Here is a 19,342-nt window from a genome sequence, read left to right as displayed (position 1 = left end):
AGCCTCGTCTGGCGCATGACCGACCTCTAGGCTATCAGCTCCTCGATAGTTCGACACCAATCCCCTTCGAGGAGCCCCTGATGCGCCTACCGACCATTCTCCTGGCCCTGACATGTCTTGCCGGCGCAGCTTCGGCCGAAGACCTCACGGGCACGCTTCAGAAGGTCAAGGAGACCAAGAAGATCACGCTGGGCTATCAGGAGGCCTCCGTCCCATTCAGCTATCTCGACGGCAACCAGAAGCCGGTCGGCTTTGCCATGGACATCTGCCTCCGTATCGTCGATGCCGTGAAGAAGCAACTCGGCATATCGGACATTTCGGTCGAGACTGTCGCGGTGACGTCCTCGAACCGGATTCCTTTGATGGTCAACGGCACGCTCGACCTGCATTGCTCGGCGACCACCAACAATGCCGACCGCCAGAAGCAGGTCGCCTTCACCAACACGCACTTCCTCAGCGCGACGCGGTTCGCGGCCAGGAAGGCGGCGAGCATCAAGACCATCGACGATCTCAAGGGCAAGGCGGTCACGGCGGTCGCGGGATCCGTGAACTTGACGCAGCTCGCCAAGGTCAACACCGAGCGCAATCTCGGCATCAACATCATGCCGGCCAAGGACCAGGCCGAGGCCTTCCTGCTGCTGGAGACCGACCGCGCCCAGGCCTATGCGCTCGACGACGTCCAGCTCGCGGTCGCGATCGCGCGGTCGAAGGAGCCGCAAGCTTACATGATCAGCGAGGAGGCGTTCTCCAAGCCCGAGCCCTACGGCATCATGCTGCGGCGAGAGGATGCGCCGTTCAAGGCGCTCGCCGATCGCGCCACCGCGGAGCTTTATGCCACCCCCGAGATCGAGGCGCTCTACAAGAAGTGGCTGCAATCGCCGACGCCGCCGAACGGCCTCAACTACAACGTCCCGATGTCATCAGCCTTGCGCAACGCCTTCAAGAAACCGAGCTCGAGCGCCGATCCTGACGTCTATGTGGTGAACTGAAGCGAAGGAAGAGCGCCTTTCTTAGGCGTTCGAGTATTTCTTCAGCTCGAGCCGCGCGATCTGGTTGCGATGGACCTCATCGGGTCCATCGGCAAGTCGCAGCAAGCGCGCGGTGGCGTAGGCCTGCGTCAGGCCGAAATCGTTCGAGGTGCCGCCGCCGCCATGGGCCTGAATGGCCCAGTCGATGATCTGACAGGCCATGTTGGGCACGGCGACCTTGATCATTGCGATCTCTGCCTTCGCCACCTTGTTGCCGACCGTGTCCATCGCATGGGCCGCGTTCAGCGTCAGTAGCCGCGCCTGCTCGATCATGATGCGCGCCTCCGCAATGCGCTCCTGCGTCACCGTCTGCTCCGAGACCGGCTTGCCGAAGGCGACCCGGCTCCGCACGCGGCGGCACATCTTCTCCAGCGTGCGTTCGGAAAGGCCGATCAGCCGCATGCAATGATGGATGCGGCCGGGCCCGAGACGGCCCTGCGCAATCTCGAAGCCGCGGCCCTCGCCGAGCAGCATGTTCTCCTTGGGCACGCGCACATTGGTGAACACCACTTCGGAGGCGCGGTCGGGCACGCCGTAGAAGCCGAACACGGGCAGGGGACGCTTGACCTCGATGCCCGGCGTGTCCATCGGCACCAGGATCATGGATTGCTGCTTGTGACGGTCGGGATTGTCGGGGTCGGTCTTGCCCATGAAGATGCAGATCTTGCAGCGCGGGTCGGTCGCGTTGGTGGTGTACCATTTGCGCCCGTTGATGACGTAATGGTGGCCGTCCCGTACGATCGAGCTCTCGATGTTGGTCGCATCGGATGATGCGACCGCCGGCTCGGTCATGGCGAAGCAGGAGCGGATTTCGCCCCCGAGCAGCGGCTTCAGCCAGCGCTCCTTGTCCTGCTCGCTGCCGTAACGCTCCAGCACCTCCATGTTGCCGGTGTCGGGCGCCGAGCAGTTGAAGACTTCAGGAGCAAGGTGCGAACGGCCCATCACCTCGCACAGTGGCGCGTATTCGAGATTGGAGAGGCCCGCGCCGTGATCGCTCTCGGGCAGAAACAGATTCCACAGCCCCTCCGCGCGCGCCAGCGGCTTAAGCTCCTCGACGACCGGATAGACCTTCCACGGCCCGAGCTCTTCAGCCTCGCGGTAGAAGCGCTCCTCGTTCGGATAGATGTGCCGGTCCATGAAGCTTTCGAGCCTGCGCTTGAGCTCGACGACTTTCGGCGACATCGGATAGAGCATTTTCTGGTCTCCTTGATCGACGGCGAGCGGGTCACGCGACCCGGTACTCTTTGAACCTATCGCGCAGAGCGGATTTCAGCACCTTGCCGGTGCCGGTCATCGGGAATTCGTCGAGGAATTCGACGGCGTCCGGCAGCCACCAGCTCGCGATCTTCGGACGCATGTGCTCGAGCAGCGCCTTGCCGTCGACGGTCGCGCCCTTCTTGCGGACGACGAGGAGCAGGGGGCGCTCCTGCCATTTCTCGTGGCTGATCGCGACGACGGCCGCTTGCAGCACGTCGGGGTGGGACAGGGCGATGTCCTCGAGCTGGATCGAGGAGATCCACTCGCCGCCGGACTTGATCACGTCCTTGGATCGGTCGGTCAGCGTGACGTGGCCTTGTGGGTCGATCACGGCCATGTCGCCGGTGATCAGCCAGCCGTCGCGGTCGAGGCCTTCGTCCAGCTTCATGTAGCCGGAGGCGACCCAGGGGCCACGGGCGCGCAGATGGCCGACGGTCTTGCCGTCGCGCGGCAGCTCGTTGCCGGCATCATCGACGATGCGCAAGGCGGTGCCGAAGCAGGCGCGGCCGGAGACCTGGCGCCGGTCGAATCTCTCCTTCTCGCTGAGGTGCTCCGAGCCGGGCCGCAGGCCCGGCATCGAGCAGCCCAGCGCCTCGGTCATGCCCCAGGCCTGGATGTAGTCGACATTGTATTCGCGCTTGAGCTTCTCCACCATCGCGCGCGGCGGGGCCGAGCCCGACGACAACGTCGCGCGCAAGGCCGAGAATTTGTTACCGGTCCGCCCGAGCCAATCGAGCAGGATCAGCCAGAAGCTCGGCACGCCCGCCGACAGCGTCACCTTCTCGCCTTCCAGCAATTCATAGAGCTTGTCCGGCTCGTAGTTGCGGCCGGGCAGCACGAGCTTCGATCCCGTATAGGGCGCTGTGAACGGCATGTTCCAGCCATTGCCGTGGAACAGCGGCGCCATCGGCATCATCACCTCGCGCACACCTTCGACATGTCCCGGCAGGAAGTCGAAATTGCAGCAGGTCATGGTCTGCAGGATCGCGGCGCGGTGCGAGTAGATCACGCCCTTTGGATTGCCCGTCGTGCCTGAGGTGTAGCAGATCGTGGAGGCGGACTTCTCGTCGAACTCCGGCCAGGCGAAGCCGGCATCGTTCTCGCGGTCCAGAAGCTCTTCGTAACAATGCACGTTCGCGAGCTTCGTCTCCGGCATCCGCTCGCGCGAGGACATCACGACATAGGCTTCGACCGTCGTTAGCTGCGGCGCGATCGCCTCCACGAGCGGCAGCGTGGCGCGATCGATGAAGAGCAGGCGGTCCCCGGCATGGTTGATGATGTAGATGAGCTGCTCGGGAAACAGCCTGGGATTGACCGTGTGCAGCACGTAGCCCATGCCCGGCGCGGCGTAGAACATCTCGAAATGCCGGTGTGTATTCCAGGCCAGCGTTCCGACGCGATCGCCTTGCTTCATGCCGAGCCGCTTCAGCGCCAGCGCCATGCGCTTGATGCGCGGATGCGCGTCTGAGTAGGTGTAGCGATGGATGTCGCCCTCGATCTCGCGTGCGACGATCTCGGCTTCGCCATGATAATCGGCCGCATACTGGATCAGGCCGCTGATCAGCAGCGGCATGTCCATCATCAATCCCTGCATGGTCTCCCTCCGGATAGCCACGTCGTTGCATGGCGTAGGCTCGTGATTTGCGCTCGAGGTTAGCGGAACGTCACGCAGCGTTCACGCAAAAAACAATCAGCGTGATTGCATGCAGCGCTTTTTCGGCGCTAACGTGCGGTGAGCTGCCGGCGAAGCAGCATGCGCGGGAGGAATCGAATGTCAGCGGAAAGACACAAGACCGATGCAAGCGGCGCTTCTACGGTCGATATTTCCGCCCTCCGTGCCCGTTATCGCGACGAGCGCGACCGCCGTCTGCGCGCCGAGGGCAAGGCGCAGTATGTCGAGGTTGCGGGCGAGTTCGGCCGTTATCTCGACGACCCCTGGGCCGATCCCGGATTTGCGCGCGCGGCCATCAACGAAGCGACCGAAGTGCTCATCGTCGGCGGTGGCTTCGGCGGCCTGCTGTGTGGCGCGCGATTGCGCGAGGCCGGCATTGCGGATTTTCGTATTGTGGAAAAGGCCGCCGACTTCGGCGGCACCTGGTACTGGAATCGTTATCCCGGCGCCGCCTGCGATACCGAGAGCTATATCTACCTGCCGTTGCTGGAAGAGACCGGTTACATGCCCGTGCGCAAATATGCCCGGGCGCCGGAGATCTACGAGCACTCGCGCCGCATCGGCCGTCATTTCGACCTGTACGAGCGCGCGCTGTTTCAGACCGTCATCTCGCGGATGACCTGGCAGGAGCATGAGGCGCGGTGGCTGGTCGAGACCAACAGGGGCGACCAGATCCGCGCGCGCTTCGTCATCCTCGCCGGCGGTCCGCTGAGCCGTCCGAAGCTGCCGGGGATTGCCGGCATCGAGACGTTCAGAGGTCACAGCTTTCATACCAGCCGCTGGGATTACGGCTACACCGGCGGCAACGCGGATGGTGGCCTTACCGGTCTTGCCGGCAAGCGCGTCGGCATCATCGGCACCGGCGCCACCGCCGTGCAATGCGTGCCGCATCTCGGCCGCTCCGCCAAGGAGCTCTATGTGTTCCAGCGCACGCCGTCCGCAATCGGCGTTCGCGACGATCGTCCGACGGACCCGACCTGGGCGCAGAGCCTCAAGCCAGGCTGGCAGCGCGAGCGCATGGACAATTTTACCGCCGTGATTTCAGGCGAGCCGTTCGAGCAGGACCTGGTGCAGGACGGCTGGACCGGCCTGCTCGGCGAAATCCTGCTGGCACCGCGCCGGCAAAAGCAGCCGGTGACCTCGATTGAAGAAGCGCTGAAGGTCATCGAGCAGGCCGACTACCGCAAGATGGAGGAGATCCGCGCGCGCGTCGACACCGTGGTCAAGGACGAGGCGACCGCGGCTGCGCTCAAGCCGTGGTACAAGGCGTTCTGCAAGCGGCCCTGCTTCCACGACGAATATCTGGACACCTTCAACCGTCCCAATGTGCATCTCGTCGATACCGGGGGGAAGGGCGTCGAACGCATCACCGAGAATGCCGTCGTCGCCGGCGGCAAGGCCTACGAGCTCGACTGCCTGATCTATGCCAGCGGCTTCGAGGTCGGCACCGATTACGCGCGCCGAATGGGCTTCGAGGTCTATGGCCGCGACGGCATGAGCCTGTCCGAGCGCTGGCAGGACGGCGTCAAGACGCTGCACGGCTTCTACAGCCGCGGCTTTCCGAACTGCTTCCTGATCGTCACCGTGCAGGCCGGCCAGAGCGCCAATTTTCCGCACATCATCGACGAGCAGTCGCAGCACATCGCCTATGTCATCAAGCAGGCGCGCGAGCGCAACGCACGCACCCTGGAGCCGACGCTTGCGGCCGAGAACGCCTGGGTCGAGGAGGTCGTCAAGGCCGCGCTCGGTCGGCAGACCTATCTCGCCGAATGCACGCCGGGCTACTACAATAACGAAGGCGTGTTCGATCCGATCGCGGCAAGAAACAGCCAATATTGGCGCGGGCCGGTGGCATTCCTGCGGCTGCTCGACAAATGGCGCAAAGAGGGCAACCTGGAAGGCCTCGAATTGTCCTATGATCGGGCCATGGAGTCGGCGCATTCCAGCGGGTAAGATTGCGCCGCCGAGCGGTACAGGACAGGAGAGGTCGGGCATGATCAGGGGCAGGGCTGTTGCGGGAGCGGTTCTTGGCGCAATGACGCTGCTCGGTTGCCTGGCATCCTCCGCCGAGGCCGCGCAATGCGGCAGCTCGCCGGCCGGCTTCGAGGCCTGGAAGCGCGAGTTCAGCGCGGAGGCTCAGGGCAAGGGCATCGGCCCCACCGCACTGTCGGCGCTGATGCAAACGAACTATGCCAGCGCCACGATCGCGGCCGACCGCGGCCAGCGCAGCTTCTCGCTGACGCTGGACCAGTTCCTGGCCAAGCGCGGCGCCACCACCATCGTCGCCAAGGGCCGGCAGCTCAAGCAGTCGCAGGCCGCCTTGTTCGCCTCGATCGAGCAGCGCTATGGCGTCCCGCCCGGGCCGCTGATCGCGATCTGGGGCATGGAGACCGGCTTCGGCAGCCAGCGCGGCAACCAGAACATGCTGTCGTCGATTGCGACCCTCGCCTATGACTGCCGCCGTCCCGAATTCTTCACCGACCAGCTCTATGCCGCCCTGAAGCTGATCGACCGCGGTACGCTGTCGGGATCGACCCGCGGCTCCATGCATGGCGAGGTCGGCCAGACCCAGTTCATGCCCAAGAGCATTCTGGCCTACGGCACCGGCAATCTCGAAGTTGCGGCCAATGCGCTGAACTCGACCGCGAATTTCCTCAAAGCCCATGGTTGGCGTGCGGGAGCCGGATACCAGCCGGGCGAGCCCAATTTCGCTGCCATCGAGGCTTGGAATGCCGCTGGTGTCTATCAGAAGGCGATCGCGCTGATGGGCCGGCAGATCGACGAGGGCGGGAGTGCTGCGGCCTCACGCTGAGCTCTTGCTCAGCGACGTGTGATGCGACGGCGAGAGAAAGTTGTTGCCTTCTGGAACCGACGGCACGAGGTTTGCTTTGATCAAGTTCAGGGCTGGGCATGAGGAGACTCAACATGGCTACCCAGATCGTGATGGACCAAACTGGCGATACGCGCCACGAGTTTGATCCTGGCAACGCCGAGGCGCTGGCGCGAGCCGAACGGCGCTTTCGTGAGCTGACCGGAGCGGGCTTCACCGCCGCGCTTCGAACCGGACCCGGCGAAGTGACCCGGATCCGATCGTTCGATCCGACCGCGCAGGAAACGCTGTTCTATCCCCGCCTGGTCGGCGGTTGATCTGAGCTGCTCATGATCGCGGCAGTTTGGCTCCGCGCGCCGGCGCGTGCGCGCCTGCATGCGCTGCGTGAACTCTATCGCCGCTTCTTCGGCGAGAACACGCCGGATGCGCGCGGCCGCCGGCTTCTGGCCGAATGGCTGTCACCGGCGCAGCGCGCTCAATTCGAGCAGTTTCGGTATTTCGACGTCGTCGGTTGCGACACCGGCCGGACCTATCGCATCCACTACGGCACAGCCGCCAACGTCCACGAGGTCGATAGTGAGGGGCGCGCGACGATGGGGTGGTGCTTCGTCCCGTCAGGCTTCCTGGTACCGGGCGATGTGATGTTGGCGCAGAAGATCGCGCTCGAGACGGACGAGAGAGGGGCGCTTGCGCTCGCCAACCGGTTTCCGCCGGCGACGCATTCCGAGCACTTCTACCGGCGACCTTTCTAGAGCATGATCCGGAGGAAAAGTGCGGAGCGGTTTTCCAAAAAGATCATGCTCAAACAAAACCTAAAGCGCGATGACGATTCATCCTAATCGCATCGCGCTTTAGCGTCAGAACGGTCAGGAATGCGTAGTGCGGTAAGCGTCGAACGCATGCGCCGCGAAGACGCCGATGCTGCACAGCGCGAGCAGGGCTGAGATCAGCTCGATCATAGCTCGTCCTCCCGCAGCGGCTGGGCAACGAGATTCTGGCAGCACGAATATTCGTAGATCAGGTCGAGGATGAACTGCATGGTGGCCGTCCCTGTATTTATTTTGACAACTACTTAAGCGGCCATCTGTTTCAGGCGTGTTTCGTCGCATCGGGAAAGGGGTTTCGTCAGGAACCTTGCGCTGGTTTGTGCGCTGCGGGCCCGCTATATCCCTCATGGCTCAGTCGATTTTGAGCCGTCTCTTCGGGAGCGGCACGTCATTTTGCGAGGCAAAATCATGGCGCAGGTCGAGTGGTTCGACGATCTCACCATCGGAATGCAGTTCAAATCCCCCGAAGTCGTGGTCACCGAGGCCGACATCAAGCGATTTGCCGCCGAGTTCGATCCGCAGCCGATGCATCTCGACCACGAGGCGGCGAAGCAGACCCTGTTCAAGGGGCTTGCCGCCTCGGGATGGCACACCGCCGCGATCGCGATGAACCTTGCGATCCAGACCCGTCCGTTCGGCCCGCATCCGCTGATCGGCGCCGGTGTGGACGGCCTGCGCTGGACCATGCCGGTGCGGCCCAACGACCGCCTGCATCTGGTCGGCGAGGTCATGAGCCTGACGCCGTCGAAATCGAAGCCGCAAGGCATCGCGCTGGTGAAATGGACCATGTTCAACCAGAACGGCGAGGAGGTTTACACCTTCACTCCGATCGCGATCGTGCCGCGGCGGGGATAGGACGGCGGCCGGCCGTTCGCCTCGCCCTCTTGCGAGCCGCCGGGAGAGGTGGTCATCTCGGCGCGGGGAACGCGCTGGAGGCCGACATGAAACGATCTCTTCTTGCCGCCGGAATTCTCGCTTGCGTCTTGAGCGCAACCGCCTCGAGCTCGAGGCCCGCGCTTGCGCAACAATCCAAAGTCGGCGACTGGACCATCGAGAAGCGGGCGCAGGACACCCATTGCAATGCCAGCCGCGGCTACAAGGACAAGGATGACGAGAACCGCGACTACGTCATCGTGATCACCTATTCCGAGCAGGCGATCGTGATCGTGATGATCTACGACGGTTGGGAATGGGACAAGGCCGGTGAGATCCTCCGGGCCGATGTCGGCACCGACGATGCCGACATCATGAAGAAGGCCAAGTGGGAGGTCATGGACAAGACCACGGTGCGCGGCATCTTCGCATACGACCAGTCGATCATGGACCGCCTCGCGAAGGCCAAGCGCCTCACGCTGGACTTCGAGGACGACGACGATGACAGCATCGAGATGCAGATCCCGCGGGCCGGCGAGGCGCTGGCGGCGCTGAAATTCTGCGAGGAGAACCGGAAATGATGGTCCCGCCGGGGGCGTGCCGCGGCGGGACGCTGTTCACTCGGCAGGCCCCTGGACCGGCGCTGCGCTGATGTCACTGCCGTGATGAACCAGCGGCTTCATGCCCGTGACGGTTCTGAGCAGCACATAGAACACCGGCGTCAGGAACAGGCCGAACACGGTGACGCCGATCATGCCCGAGAACACGGCAACGCCCATCGCGCGCCGCATCTCCGAGCCTGCGCCGGTCGAGAGCACCAGCGGCAGCACGCCCATGATGAAGGCCATCGACGTCATCAGGATCGGGCGTAGCCGCAAGCGGCTGGCTTCGATCGCAGCCCGGATCGGCGTGCGCCCGGCGAATTCGAGCTCGCGCGCGAATTCGACGATCAGGATCGCGTTCTTGGCGGAGAGGCCGACCAGCACGATGAGGCCGATCTGGGTGAAGACGTTGTTGTCGCCCTTGGAGATCCAGACGCCGAACATCGCGGCGAGCAAGCCCATCGGCACGATCATGATGATCGACAGCGGCAGGGTCAGGCTCTCATAGAGCGCGGCCAGCACCAGGAACACCAGCAGGATCGCCAGCGGAAACACCCAGATGCCGGAATTGCCGGCGATGAACTCCTGATAGGTCAGGTCGGTCCATTCGAAGGCAAAGCCCGGCGGCAGCACTTCCGCCGCGATCCGCGTCGCCGCTTCCTGCGCCTGGCCCGATGAAAAGCCCGGCGCAGCCGCCGCGTTGATATCGGACGACAGGAAGCCGTTGTAGCGGATCGCGCGCTCCGGCCCCGCGCTCTGGCGGATATTGAGCAGCGCCGACAATGGCACCATGTCGCCGGACGACGAGCGCACCTTCAACTGCCTGATGTCGTCGGCGCGGGCGCGGAACGGCGCATCGGCCTGGACGCGGACGGAATAGGTGCGGCCGAACTTGTTGAAGTCGTTGACGTAGTAGGAGCCGAGGTAGATCTGCAGCGTGTTGAACACCTCGGTCACGGGCACGCCCAGCTGCAGCGCCTTGGTGCGGTCGATGTCGGCGAACAGCTGCGGCACGTTGACCTGGAAGCTGGAGAACACGCCCGCGATCTCCGGCGCCTTCTGCATCGCCGCCATGAAGGCGTTGGTGGCCTCGTTCAGGGCGTCATAGCCGAGACCGGCGCGGTCCTCGATCTGCAGCTTGAATCCGCCGATGGTGCCGAGGCCGTTGACCGGCGGCGGCGGGAACATGGCGATGAAGGCTTCCTGGATGCCGGCATATTTCTTGTTCAGCTCGGCCGCGATCGCAGGGCCGCTGAGCGAGGAATCCTTGCGCTCGTCGAACGGCTTCAGCGTCGAGAACACGATGCCGGCATTGGATGAGTTGGTGAAGCCGGAGATCGACAGGCCCGGGAAGGCTACCGAGCTCTCGACACCGGGCTGGGTCAGCGCGATGTCGCTCATCCTGCGGATCACCTCTTCGCTGCGGTCGAGCGTGGCGCCATCGGGCAGGCGGGCGAAGCCGACCAGATATTGCTTGTCCTGGCCCGGCACGAATCCACCAGGCACCTGCTGGAACAGAAATGCGGTGAGTCCGACGAGGACCACATAAAGGCCCATCATCGCGGACTTACGCGAGATCACCTTGCCGACGCTGCCGCTGTAGTTCTCCGAGGACCGCGTGAACGCCTTGTTGAACCCGCGGAAGAACCAGCCGAGGCTCTTCTCCATGATCAGCGTCAGCCGGTCCTTCGGCTCGTTGTGGCCCTTGAGCAGCAGCGCCGACAACGCCGGAGACAGCGTCAGCGAATTGATGGCGGAGATCACCGTCGAAATCGCGATCGTCAGCGCGAACTGCTTGTAGAACTGCCCGGTGAGGCCGGAGATGAAGGCGAGCGGCACGAACACCGCGATCAGCACCAGCGCGATCGCGATGATCGGGCCCGAGACCTCGCGCATGGCCTGATAGGTGGCATCGCGCGGCGACAGCCCGGACTCGATGTTGCGCTCGACGTTCTCGACCACGACGATGGCGTCGTCGACAACGATGCCGATAGCGAGCACCAGGCCGAACAAGGTGAGCGCGTTGATCGAGAAGCCGAACACGTGCATCACGGCGAAGGTGCCGACGATCGACACCGGCACGGCCAGCAGGGGAATGATCGAGGCCCGCCAGGTCTGGAGGAATAGGATCACGACCAGCACGACCAGCGCGATCGCCTCCAAGAGCGTGTGGATCACAGCCTCGATCGAGGAGCGAACGAACTGGGTAGGGTCGTAGACGATCTGGTAGGACACGCCCTCCGGCATGTTCTTCTTGATCTCCGCCATGGTGGCGCGGACGTTGTCGGAGATCTGCAGCGCGTTGGAGCCCGGCGCCTGGGAGATCGGGATTGCCACCGCATGCTTGTTGTCGAGCAGCGAGCGCAGGCCGTATTCGGACGCGCCGAGCTCGATGCGCGCGACGTCGCGCAGACGAACGACCTCGCCGCGCGTGCCGGTCTTGACCACGATGTCGCCGAACTGCTCCTCGTTGGCGAGCCGGCCTTCGGCATTGACCGAGAGCTGGAGATCGATGCCTTTGACGTTCGGAGAGGAGCCGACCACGCCGGCGGCGGCCTCGACGTTCTGCGCCTGGATGGCGCGCACGATGTCGCTTGCGGTCAGGCCGTGCTCGGCCGCCTTCTGCGGATCGACCCAGACCCGCATCGAATAGTCGCCGGCGCCATAGAGCTGGACGTCGCCGACGCCGTCGATCCGCGCCAGCCGGTCCTTGACGTTCAGCACGGCATAGTTGCGCAAATACGTCATGTCGTAGCGGTCGTTCGGCGACAACAGATGCACCACCATGGTGAGGTCGGGCGAGGACTTCTTGGTGATGATGCCGAGCTGGCGCACGACGGCCGGCAGGCGCGGCTCGGCCTGCTGCACGCGGTTCTGCACCAGCTGCGTCGCCTTGTCGGGATCGGTGCCGAGCCGGAACGTCACCGTCAGCGTCATCGCGCCGTCGGTGGTCGCCTGGCTCGACATGTAGAGCATGTTCTCGACGCCGTTGATCTGCTCCTCGATCGGGGTCGCCACTGTCTCCGCGATAACCTTGGGGTTGGCGCCGGGATAGGTCGCGCGCACCACGACGGAGGGCGGCACGACGTCCGGATATTCCGAGATCGGCATCGCGAACAGCGAGATCAGGCCGGCAAGGAAGATCAGGACCGACAGCACGCCGGCGAAAATCGGACGATCGATGAAGAACTTTGACAGATTCATGGCCTTGCCCCTGGGCAATATCCTGATGTTCTCCGAGACCTCCACTCGTCATTCCGGGGCGCGCGAAGCGCGAACCCGGAATCCAGAGGTGATGTGTTCGGAGTTTCGTACGCTCGAGATTCTCAGGTGCGCAATTGCGCACCGTAGTTCGCGCGATGCGCGCCCCGGGATGACGGGGTGCATTAACGCTGCACCACGTCCTGGTTGCTGTGGTTCGACGCCTGCTGCGGCCCCCGTGCGCCCATCGCCGCCACCTCCGTCTTGAGCAGGGCTCCCGGACGCACGCGTTGCAGACCATTGACGACGATGCGGTCGCCGGACTTCAGGCCCGAGGTGACGATGCGAAGCCCATCGACCGCGCCGCCGAGCGTGACCGGCCGGTAGACGGCGCGGCTGTCGTCGCCGACTGCCATCACGAACTTCTTGTCCTGGTCGGTGCCGATCGCGCGCTCGTCGATCATCACCAGCGCCTGTTGCTTCGGCTGGCCCATGCGCACGCGCGCGAACTGGCCGGGGATGAGACGCCCATCGTCGTTGCGGAACACCGCGCGGACACGGATGGTGCCGCTCTGGCCGTTGACCTGGTTGTCGATCAGCTGGATGTTGCCCTTCGCGGACAAGCCGCCCGAGGTCGTCATCTCGACCGGGATCTGGTCGAGCTTGCCGCGTTGGCCGGAAGCATCGGCGATCGAGTTCAGCGCGCGCAGCACCACCTCTTCGTCCGCATCGAACGAGGCGTAGATCGGATTGACCGAGACCAGCGAGGTCAACACCGGCGAGGCGGTGCCGGCGGCGACGAGATTGCCGACGGTGACCTCGATCTTGCCGACGCGGCCATCCACGGGGGCGCGCACTTCGGTGTAGTCGAGATTGAGCTTTGCGGTCTGCAGCGTCGCCTCGGCCGCCTTGACGTTGGCGATTGCTTCGCGATTGGCGTTGTCGCGCTGGTCGTAGTCCCGCCGGGTGACCACGGCGTTGCCGACGAGCTGTGCGCCACGCTCGAGCTCGCTTTGGGTGAAGACGACGCGCGCTTTGGCGGCCTCGAGCTGGGCGGCAGCTTTGTCGACCTCGGCCGCATAGGGGGCGGGATCAATCTTGAACAGCACGTCGCCGGCCTTCACCAGCGCGCCCTCGGTGAAGTTCGCCGACATGATCGCACCCGCAACGCGGGGGCGGAGCTCGACACGGTTGATCGCCTCGAGCCGGCCGGAGAAATCGTCCCACAGCACGGTCTGCCGCGGCTCGATCATCGCGACGGTGACGGAAACGGCTTGTTCAGCTGCGGCCGCGGGTGCGGTCGCTTGCGCCGCATGAAAATAGCGGCCGGTCACGATCGAGCCGGCCGCGGCGAGGGCGCCCACGATGGCGACGCCGCCCAGAAGGCGGCGGAAATGGCCGGTGCGGGAGGTATTTTGGGAGGGATGCATTTGCGCGCTCCAGATATGTAGTGTTCACTACAGATGTGGAGCTGGATACCGCAGTGCAAGATACTTATGTACCAATCACTAAGAAAATTGTACGCCGATACCGCGACGATTGGAAGACACAAGAAAAAGAAAGCTAGAACAAATAGATAGGATCCGGCGTTAGGCTGAGACAGCACGCCGAATCCGAGGAGACAGGCACATGGGCATGGGACGCCCCCGCGAATTCGACGCCGAAACGGCGTTGGACCAGGCGATGGAAGTGTTTTGGCGCCATGGCTATGAGGGCGCGACCATTGCCCAGCTCACGGAGGCCATGGGCATCAATCCGCCCAGTCTCTACGCCTGCTTCGGCAACAAGGAAGGCCTGCTGAAGGCTGCGCTCGACCGCTACACCACGCTGCGCAACATCTGGATGGACGAGGTGGTCGCAGCGCCCACCGCTCGCCAGGTGGCGGAGCGGATGCTGATGGGCATCGCCGACAAGCAGACCGATCCCGCCAATCCGCCCGGCTGCCTGCTCGTGCAGGGCGGCATCGCCTGCGGCACCGGCTCAGAAAACGTCCCCTTCGAGCTCGCCGCCCGCCGCGCCCAGAACGAGGACCAGCTCCGCGACCGTTTCGTCCGGGCCAAGGCGGAGGGCGATCTCAAGGAGAGCGCCGATCCGGCCGCGCTCGCGCGCTATGTCTCGGCGGTGGCGGTCGGCATGGGCGTGATGGCGTCTTCAGGCGCCGATCGTGAAGCGCTGCGGCAGGTCGCTGATGTCGCCGTGCAGGCGGTGGAAGCGCAGTCGGCCAGGGGGTAGAGACGAGTGGCCTGCGCTGAACGACGATCTGCCCGCTCGGGAGCGCGATAGATCGCAAGGCCGCTTAGCTCAGGTCGTGAAGGTCCTTTCCAAGCGGCGGTGTCAGACGAAAGTTCGAGAACACGACTTCCAGTCCCGCTCGCTCGGGCGTGCAGGCCATCGGGCCCACAAGATAGGAGCTTGCTGCCGGAAACGGCGCTAGCCGCATGAGAGGCCAGGTCTTGCCATCGGCCGAGACTTGTAGACGAAGGACGCCGTCGGCGACGGTTGCGCGGACCCAGAAGTCTCCGGCATCATGCTCATAGGGTGCCGTTGCCCAGTCCGATCGCCCGTCGGTTAGCACGCTTGCAAGCATGGCGCGGCCGTCCGACAGTTCGATGCCGGCCTTGACCCAATGTCGCGCGTCGATGCGCACCATGATGCCCGCCTGATCGTAGAGCGCCTGGAAGTCGCCCTGTACACGTAAGCTGGCGGTGAATGCCTCGCCGGTTGGAAAGCCCAGGAAATGCCCGCTGTCACGATAAAAGCCGTAGTGGGTTTCTCGCCAGAAATCGGTGCCTTTGTCCGTCACGACCTGGAGGCGATCGTCCTCTGCCGTCCATCGTTTCGGTTCGTTCAACCACACGCCGTCACTTCTGAGGAGAGTCATTTCCAACCTCGATTGCCGATGCCTGCCGTGGCTCGATCCATCTGCCGGACAAGCATGGCCTCGTGCAAACTGCGATCGGGCGCGTGCATAGAGTTCAGCCTCGCGCCATCGACAGTGGTGCCGATGTCGAGGCCGGCTCACGTTTGATAGCAGCCATGGCTTCCGACCGGTTAACGGCGTCGGCGCGAGTTGCGGATTCACGATCGGCGATCATGCAACTTTGCGCCTGTTCTGCCCGACGTGTCAAACGGCCCTCGCCGGCAGGACCCGCACCATGCGGCGCGAAATTCTTCAATGATTCGTACTGTGCATGGGGTTGTTTTCGCATTTTTGTTTGACTGTGCCCGGAGCCTGATCATCCAGCGCCGCGAACCGTATCGATACGGGAACTCCTAAGAGTTTTTACATACAGTTCTGGCACGTTCCGTGCGTGAATATCCGCAACCTGCATCGTGTCTCATTGCGCGCACGAAAAGATGGGGCCTGCGGGCATCGAGGGGGCGTAAGCCATGACTGCACTTGCTTCGGACGCCGGTCGCGCCAGGAGTGGGATCGTGCCGATCCTGTTGTGCGTCGTGCCGTTCAGCCAGATTCCGCTCGATGCCTATACGCCGGGCCTGCCGCAGATGGTGGTGGATCTCGCAGCTGACGCGGCGTCGATGCAGAACACCGTCACCGCTTACATGCTCGGCATGTCTCTGGCGCTGGTGCCGGTCGGTATCGCCTCGGACACTCTCGGCCGCCGCAACGTGCTGCTCGCAGGCCTGTCGGTCCTGATCGCGATGAGCATCGCCTGTGCGATGGCCACCAGCGCCTCGCTGCTGCTCGGCTTGCGCTTCCTGCAAGGCATCGGCGGCTGCACTTGTCTCGTCGTCGCCTATGCGGTCGCAGCCGATTGTTTCCGCGGCCGCGAGCTCACCGCGATCTCCGGCTTGTTGGGTGCCGCCTGGGGCCTTGCGCCGGTGCTGGCGCCGGCAGCCGGTGGCTTCATCGTCGAGCTGACCTCGTGGCGCGGCGTCTTCGTCGTCATTGCCGTCGCCGCGGCGATCGTCGCCGCGATCGTCGCATTTCTTCTGCCCGAAACATTGCCGGCAGAGCGGCGCGCGCCATTCGATCCGCGCCGCACTGCCGGTATTTTGCGCGATGCGCTGGTCCGCCCGGGCTTCCTCGCCTTCGTGCTGGTGTTTGCCGCGGCGGCCAGCGCGCAGCTGGCGTTCGGCGTCGTCGCGCCGTTCTTCTACCAGACCGGTCTCGGCTATTCGGCGGCCATCTACGGCCTCGTCGCACTCGGGCTTGGCGGGGTCAATCTCGCCGGCGAGCTCGGCTGCGCGCATTTCGCGCGCGTCATGCCGGCGCGCTTGCTGGGCTTCGGCGCCTTCGCGCTGTTCCTCGCCGGCTCTGCGGTCCTGAGCGTAACGGGCATGACCCTAGGTCTGGATTTTACGTCGATCACGATCGGCGGCGCGCTGGTGCTCGGCGGCTGCGGCGTGCTGTGCCCGATGATGTACGGCATGGCGCTTGGCCTGTTCGAACGCGACCATGGCCTGGTTGGCGGCCTCATCAGCGCGCTCTGCTATCTCGCCGTGAGCGGTGCCATGGCGATCACGGCGGTGTTGCCCGAAGCGACACAGGCGCCGATCGGATGGCTTTATCTCGGGCTCTGCGCCATTGCGGGGACGCTGCTCGCGATCTCGCTGCCGTCGGCGCGCCAAGCGACACACAGTTAAATAAGGAACCAAATCATGACCACGGTCGGAATTCGCGGCACGTTCTTCGATTTCGTCGACGATCCCTGGAAGCACGTCGGCAACGAGCCGGCCGCCGCGCGCTTTCACCAGGATGGTCTCATGGTCGTCACTGACGGCGTGATCAAGGCGTTCGGTCCTTATGACAAGATTGCCGCCGCCCATCCGGGCGTCGAGGTCACCCACATCAAGGACCGCATCATCGTTCCCGGCTTCATCGACGGCCACATCCATCTGCCGCAGACGCGCGTGTTAGGGGCCTATGGTGAGCAGCTCCTGCCGTGGCTGCAGAAATGGGTCTACCCGGAAGAGCTCAAATACCGGGATCGCGACTACGCGCGCGAGGGCGTGAAGCGTTTCCTCGATGCGCTGCTCGCCTCAGGCACCACCACCTGCCAAGCCTTCACGAGCTCCTCGCCTGTTTCGACCGAGGAGTTGTTCGAGGAAGCGAGCAGGCGCAAAATGCGCGTCATCGCGGGCCTCACCGGGATCGATCGCAACGCGCCGGCCGATTTCATCGATACGCCGGAAAATTTCTATCGCGACAGCAAGCGGCTGATCGCGCAGTACCACAACAAGGGCCGCAATCTCTACGCCATCACGCCGCGCTTCGCCTTTGGTGCCTCGCCGGAATTGCTGAGAGCGTGTCAGCGTCTCAAGCACGAGCATCCGGACTGCTGGGTCAACACCCATATCTCCGAGAATCCGGCCGAATGCAGCGGCGTGCTGGTCGAGCATCCGGACTGCCAGGATTATCTCGGTGTCTACGAGAAGTTCGACCTGGTCGGTCCGAAATTCTCCGGCGGCCACGGCGTCTATCTCTCCAACAACGAGTTCCGCCGCATGTCGAAGAAGGGCGCGGCGGTGGTGTTCTGCCCGTGCTCGAATCTGTTCCTCGGCAGTGGCCTGTTCCGCCTCGGCCGCGCCACCGATCCCGAGCATCGCGTCAAGATGTCGTTCGGCACCGATGTCGGCGGCGGCAACCGCTTCTCGATGATCTCCGTGCTCGACGACGCCTACAAGGTCGGCATGTGCAACAACACGCTGCTCGACGGCAGCATCGATCCCGCGCGCAAGGACCTCGCGGAAGCCGAGCGCAACAAGCTCTCGCCCTATCGCGGTTTCTGGTCGATCACGCTCGGCGGCGCCGAAGGCCTCTACATCGACGACAAGCTCGGCAACTTCGAGCCGGGCAAGGAGGCCGATTTCGTCGCGCTCGATCCGAACGGCGGGCAGGTCGCGCAAGCGTGGCATCAATCGCTGATCGCCGACGGCGCCGGCCCGCGCACGATGGACGAGGCCGCGAGCATGCTGTTCGCCATCATGATGGTCGGCGACGATCGCTGCGTCGACGAGACCTGGGTGATGGGCAAGCGGCTCTACAAGAAAGGCTGAGGCGGACCGCTGCCAATGAGCGCATCTCCTGAAACAACCGGCCAGCCGGTCGCTCTTGTCATTCAGCGCCGCATCGCCGACGACGGCTTTGCTGCGTTCGCCCGGTGGAACGGTGAGGTCGGCGAGGTGCTCAAGGCCTGGCCAGGCTTCCTCAGCCTTGAAGTGGTGCCGCCGCAACCGCCGGCGCATGTGGACTGGGTGACGATCCTGCGTTTCGCGAGCCCGGCTGCGGCACGTGCCTGGCTGCAGAGCGAGGTGCGGGCGAAGTTGATCGCGGAGGTGCAGCGCTTCTTCGTCGGTTCGGAGGACGTCCATATCCTGCCCGACACCGGCGTCCCGCGCGACAGCGCGGTCTCGGCCGTCATCTCATTCAAAGTCCCTGATGGACTCGAGGACGCCTTCCTGAAATGGCAGCAGCGCATCCAGGCAGCGGAGGCCGAGTTCAAGGGATTTCTGCGGCACAAGGTCGAGCGGCCGATTCCGGGCCTGCATGACGAATGGATCATCATCCTGTCTTTCGACAGCGATGCCAATCTCAATGCCTGGCTCGACTCGCCGTTGCGGCAGACGCTGCTGAAGGAGGGCGCGCGCTTCAACGCCGGCATGAACGTGAAACGGGCGAGCTACGGCTTCAATTTCTGGTTCCCGGCCGGCAAGACGCAGGCTCCCGAGCAAGGGCCCGGTTTCATCTGGAAGAGCAACCTGATCGTTCTCCTGGTGCTTTATCCCGTGGTCTACCTCTGGGGTACTTTCATCAGCGCGCCCCTGATCGACAGAAACGGCGTGCCGGTCTGGCTGTCGCTGTTCATCGGCAATCTCGTCAGCACGCAGCTGCTCGGCTGGTGGCTGGTGCCCGCCGCCTTCAAGGCGCTCGACTGGTGGGTGACGCCGAAGGCGACGATCAGTCGCCAGATCGCGGGGTACGTGCTGCTCGCCGTGCTCTATGCCGGGTCGATGGGCCTGTACGCGCTGCTGCTCGCGTGGCATTGGGGACGGTGAGACCGTCAACCGTATCGACGCGGAGAAGGACG

The 19,342-nt window shown here is 64.1% G+C and carries 16 protein-coding genes; 11 read left to right on the top strand and 5 right to left on the bottom strand.

The annotated features are described in order from the left end of the window. Positions 1-80 precede the first annotated feature (80 nt). Positions 81-989, top strand: a complete 909-nt coding sequence (locus I6F37_RS09680; protein WP_036001269.1) for an amino acid ABC transporter substrate-binding protein — start codon at positions 81-83, stop codon at positions 987-989. Positions 990-1,010: 21 nt separating this feature from the next. Here I6F37_RS09680 and I6F37_RS09675 read toward each other — a convergent pair whose 3' ends face one another. Beyond that, positions 1,011-2,222 carry an acyl-CoA dehydrogenase family protein gene (locus I6F37_RS09675; protein ID WP_225151046.1) on the bottom strand — a complete coding sequence of 404 codons (1,212 nt, stop codon included), beginning with the start codon at positions 2,220-2,222 and terminating at the stop codon, positions 1,011-1,013. Positions 2,223-2,253: 31 nt separating this feature from the next. Next, complete coding sequence (locus I6F37_RS09670) at positions 2,254-3,879, bottom strand: long-chain fatty acid--CoA ligase (RefSeq protein WP_225112179.1); 1,626 nt, start codon at positions 3,877-3,879, stop codon at positions 2,254-2,256. Between the two features lie 177 nt (positions 3,880-4,056). Here I6F37_RS09670 and I6F37_RS09665 point away from each other — a divergent pair, with 177 nt between their 5' ends. The 6 genes from I6F37_RS09665 to I6F37_RS09640 all read left to right on the top strand — a co-directional run bounded on the left by I6F37_RS09665 (position 4,057) and on the right by I6F37_RS09640 (position 9,068). Then, a complete protein-coding gene (locus I6F37_RS09665; RefSeq protein WP_225112180.1) occupies positions 4,057-5,910 on the top strand; it encodes an NAD(P)/FAD-dependent oxidoreductase in 1,854 nt (617 codons plus the stop codon). A 40-nt stretch (positions 5,911-5,950) separates the two neighbouring features. Then, a complete protein-coding gene (locus I6F37_RS09660) occupies positions 5,951-6,769 on the top strand; it encodes a lytic transglycosylase domain-containing protein (RefSeq protein ID WP_036001257.1) in 819 nt (272 codons plus the stop codon). Between the two features lie 113 nt (positions 6,770-6,882). After that, positions 6,883-7,104 (top strand): hypothetical protein, encoded by a 222-nt coding sequence (locus tag I6F37_RS09655; RefSeq protein WP_007592399.1) that lies wholly within the window; start codon positions 6,883-6,885, stop codon positions 7,102-7,104. 12 nt (positions 7,105-7,116) lie between these two features. Further along, positions 7,117-7,539 carry a hypothetical protein gene (locus I6F37_RS09650; protein WP_036001255.1) on the top strand — a complete coding sequence of 141 codons (423 nt, stop codon included), beginning with the start codon at positions 7,117-7,119 and terminating at the stop codon, positions 7,537-7,539. Between the two features lie 483 nt (positions 7,540-8,022). Next, a complete protein-coding gene (locus tag I6F37_RS09645) occupies positions 8,023-8,469 on the top strand; it encodes a MaoC family dehydratase (protein WP_036001252.1) in 447 nt (148 codons plus the stop codon). Between the two features lie 86 nt (positions 8,470-8,555). Beyond that, the gene (locus I6F37_RS09640) at positions 8,556-9,068 is read left to right on the top strand and encodes a hypothetical protein (RefSeq protein WP_036001249.1); all 513 of its coding nucleotides are present in this window, start codon (positions 8,556-8,558) and stop codon (positions 9,066-9,068) included. Between the two features lie 36 nt (positions 9,069-9,104). Here I6F37_RS09640 and I6F37_RS09635 read toward each other — a convergent pair whose 3' ends face one another. Both I6F37_RS09635 and I6F37_RS09630 read right to left on the bottom strand, forming a co-directional pair. Beyond that, a complete protein-coding gene (locus I6F37_RS09635) occupies positions 9,105-12,293 on the bottom strand; it encodes an efflux RND transporter permease subunit (protein ID WP_225151044.1) in 3,189 nt (1,062 codons plus the stop codon). A 182-nt stretch (positions 12,294-12,475) separates the two neighbouring features. After that, positions 12,476-13,720, bottom strand: coding sequence for an efflux RND transporter periplasmic adaptor subunit (locus I6F37_RS09630; RefSeq protein ID WP_036001246.1), 1,245 nt, complete (start codon positions 13,718-13,720; stop codon positions 12,476-12,478). 199 nt (positions 13,721-13,919) lie between these two features. Here I6F37_RS09630 and I6F37_RS09625 point away from each other — a divergent pair, with 199 nt between their 5' ends. Beyond that, entirely contained in the window at positions 13,920-14,522 is a 603-nt protein-coding gene (locus I6F37_RS09625) for a TetR/AcrR family transcriptional regulator (protein ID WP_036001244.1), read from the top strand. 64 nt (positions 14,523-14,586) lie between these two features. Here the strand turns inward: I6F37_RS09625 and I6F37_RS09620 are convergent, their stop codons facing one another. After that, on the bottom strand, positions 14,587-15,171 hold the full coding sequence (locus I6F37_RS09620) for a DUF1349 domain-containing protein (protein WP_036001240.1): 585 nt from the start codon (positions 15,169-15,171) through the stop codon (positions 14,587-14,589). Between the two features lie 509 nt (positions 15,172-15,680). On the opposite strand from I6F37_RS09620, the gene I6F37_RS09615 reads away from it, so the two are divergent. From I6F37_RS09615 to I6F37_RS09605, 3 genes are read left to right on the top strand one after another with little or no spacing between them, the layout of a single operon-like run. Next, positions 15,681-16,898, top strand: coding sequence for a multidrug effflux MFS transporter (locus I6F37_RS09615; protein WP_036001237.1), 1,218 nt, complete (start codon positions 15,681-15,683; stop codon positions 16,896-16,898). A 15-nt stretch (positions 16,899-16,913) separates the two neighbouring features. Then, the gene (gene guaD, locus I6F37_RS09610; RefSeq protein ID WP_036001234.1) at positions 16,914-18,311 is read left to right on the top strand and encodes a guanine deaminase; all 1,398 of its coding nucleotides are present in this window, start codon (positions 16,914-16,916) and stop codon (positions 18,309-18,311) included. A 15-nt stretch (positions 18,312-18,326) separates the two neighbouring features. Continuing rightward, positions 18,327-19,310 (top strand): antibiotic biosynthesis monooxygenase, encoded by a 984-nt coding sequence (locus tag I6F37_RS09605; protein ID WP_036001231.1) that lies wholly within the window; start codon positions 18,327-18,329, stop codon positions 19,308-19,310. The last annotated feature ends 32 nt before the right edge of the window (positions 19,311-19,342 follow it).

It is taken from the genome of Bradyrhizobium sp. NBAIM08, from assembly GCF_020193935.1.
Taxonomy (GTDB): domain Bacteria; phylum Pseudomonadota; class Alphaproteobacteria; order Rhizobiales; family Xanthobacteraceae; genus Bradyrhizobium; species Bradyrhizobium yuanmingense.
The sequence above is the reverse complement of the archived record's forward strand: the minus strand, read 5'-3'. Positions and strand labels throughout refer to the sequence as shown.

Coding starts and splice junctions, on each gene's coding strand:
- I6F37_RS09680 (WP_036001269.1), top strand. CDS start 81: ATGCGCCTACCGACCATTCTCCTGGCCCTGACATGTCTTGCCGGCGCA.
- I6F37_RS09675 (WP_225151046.1), bottom strand. CDS start 2,222: ATGCTCTATCCGATGTCGCCGAAAGTCGTCGAGCTCAAGCGCAGGCTC.
- I6F37_RS09670 (WP_225112179.1), bottom strand. CDS start 3,879: ATGCAGGGATTGATGATGGACATGCCGCTGCTGATCAGCGGCCTGATC.
- I6F37_RS09665 (WP_225112180.1), top strand. CDS start 4,057: ATGTCAGCGGAAAGACACAAGACCGATGCAAGCGGCGCTTCTACGGTC.
- I6F37_RS09660 (WP_036001257.1), top strand. CDS start 5,951: ATGATCAGGGGCAGGGCTGTTGCGGGAGCGGTTCTTGGCGCAATGACG.
- I6F37_RS09655 (WP_007592399.1), top strand. CDS start 6,883: ATGGCTACCCAGATCGTGATGGACCAAACTGGCGATACGCGCCACGAG.
- I6F37_RS09650 (WP_036001255.1), top strand. CDS start 7,117: ATGATCGCGGCAGTTTGGCTCCGCGCGCCGGCGCGTGCGCGCCTGCAT.
- I6F37_RS09645 (WP_036001252.1), top strand. CDS start 8,023: ATGGCGCAGGTCGAGTGGTTCGACGATCTCACCATCGGAATGCAGTTC.
- I6F37_RS09640 (WP_036001249.1), top strand. CDS start 8,556: ATGAAACGATCTCTTCTTGCCGCCGGAATTCTCGCTTGCGTCTTGAGC.
- I6F37_RS09635 (WP_225151044.1), bottom strand. CDS start 12,293: ATGAATCTGTCAAAGTTCTTCATCGATCGTCCGATTTTCGCCGGCGTG.
- I6F37_RS09630 (WP_036001246.1), bottom strand. CDS start 13,720: ATGCATCCCTCCCAAAATACCTCCCGCACCGGCCATTTCCGCCGCCTT.
- I6F37_RS09625 (WP_036001244.1), top strand. CDS start 13,920: ATGGGCATGGGACGCCCCCGCGAATTCGACGCCGAAACGGCGTTGGAC.
- I6F37_RS09620 (WP_036001240.1), bottom strand. CDS start 15,171: ATGACTCTCCTCAGAAGTGACGGCGTGTGGTTGAACGAACCGAAACGA.
- I6F37_RS09615 (WP_036001237.1), top strand. CDS start 15,681: ATGACTGCACTTGCTTCGGACGCCGGTCGCGCCAGGAGTGGGATCGTG.
- guaD (WP_036001234.1), top strand. CDS start 16,914: ATGACCACGGTCGGAATTCGCGGCACGTTCTTCGATTTCGTCGACGAT.
- I6F37_RS09605 (WP_036001231.1), top strand. CDS start 18,327: ATGAGCGCATCTCCTGAAACAACCGGCCAGCCGGTCGCTCTTGTCATT.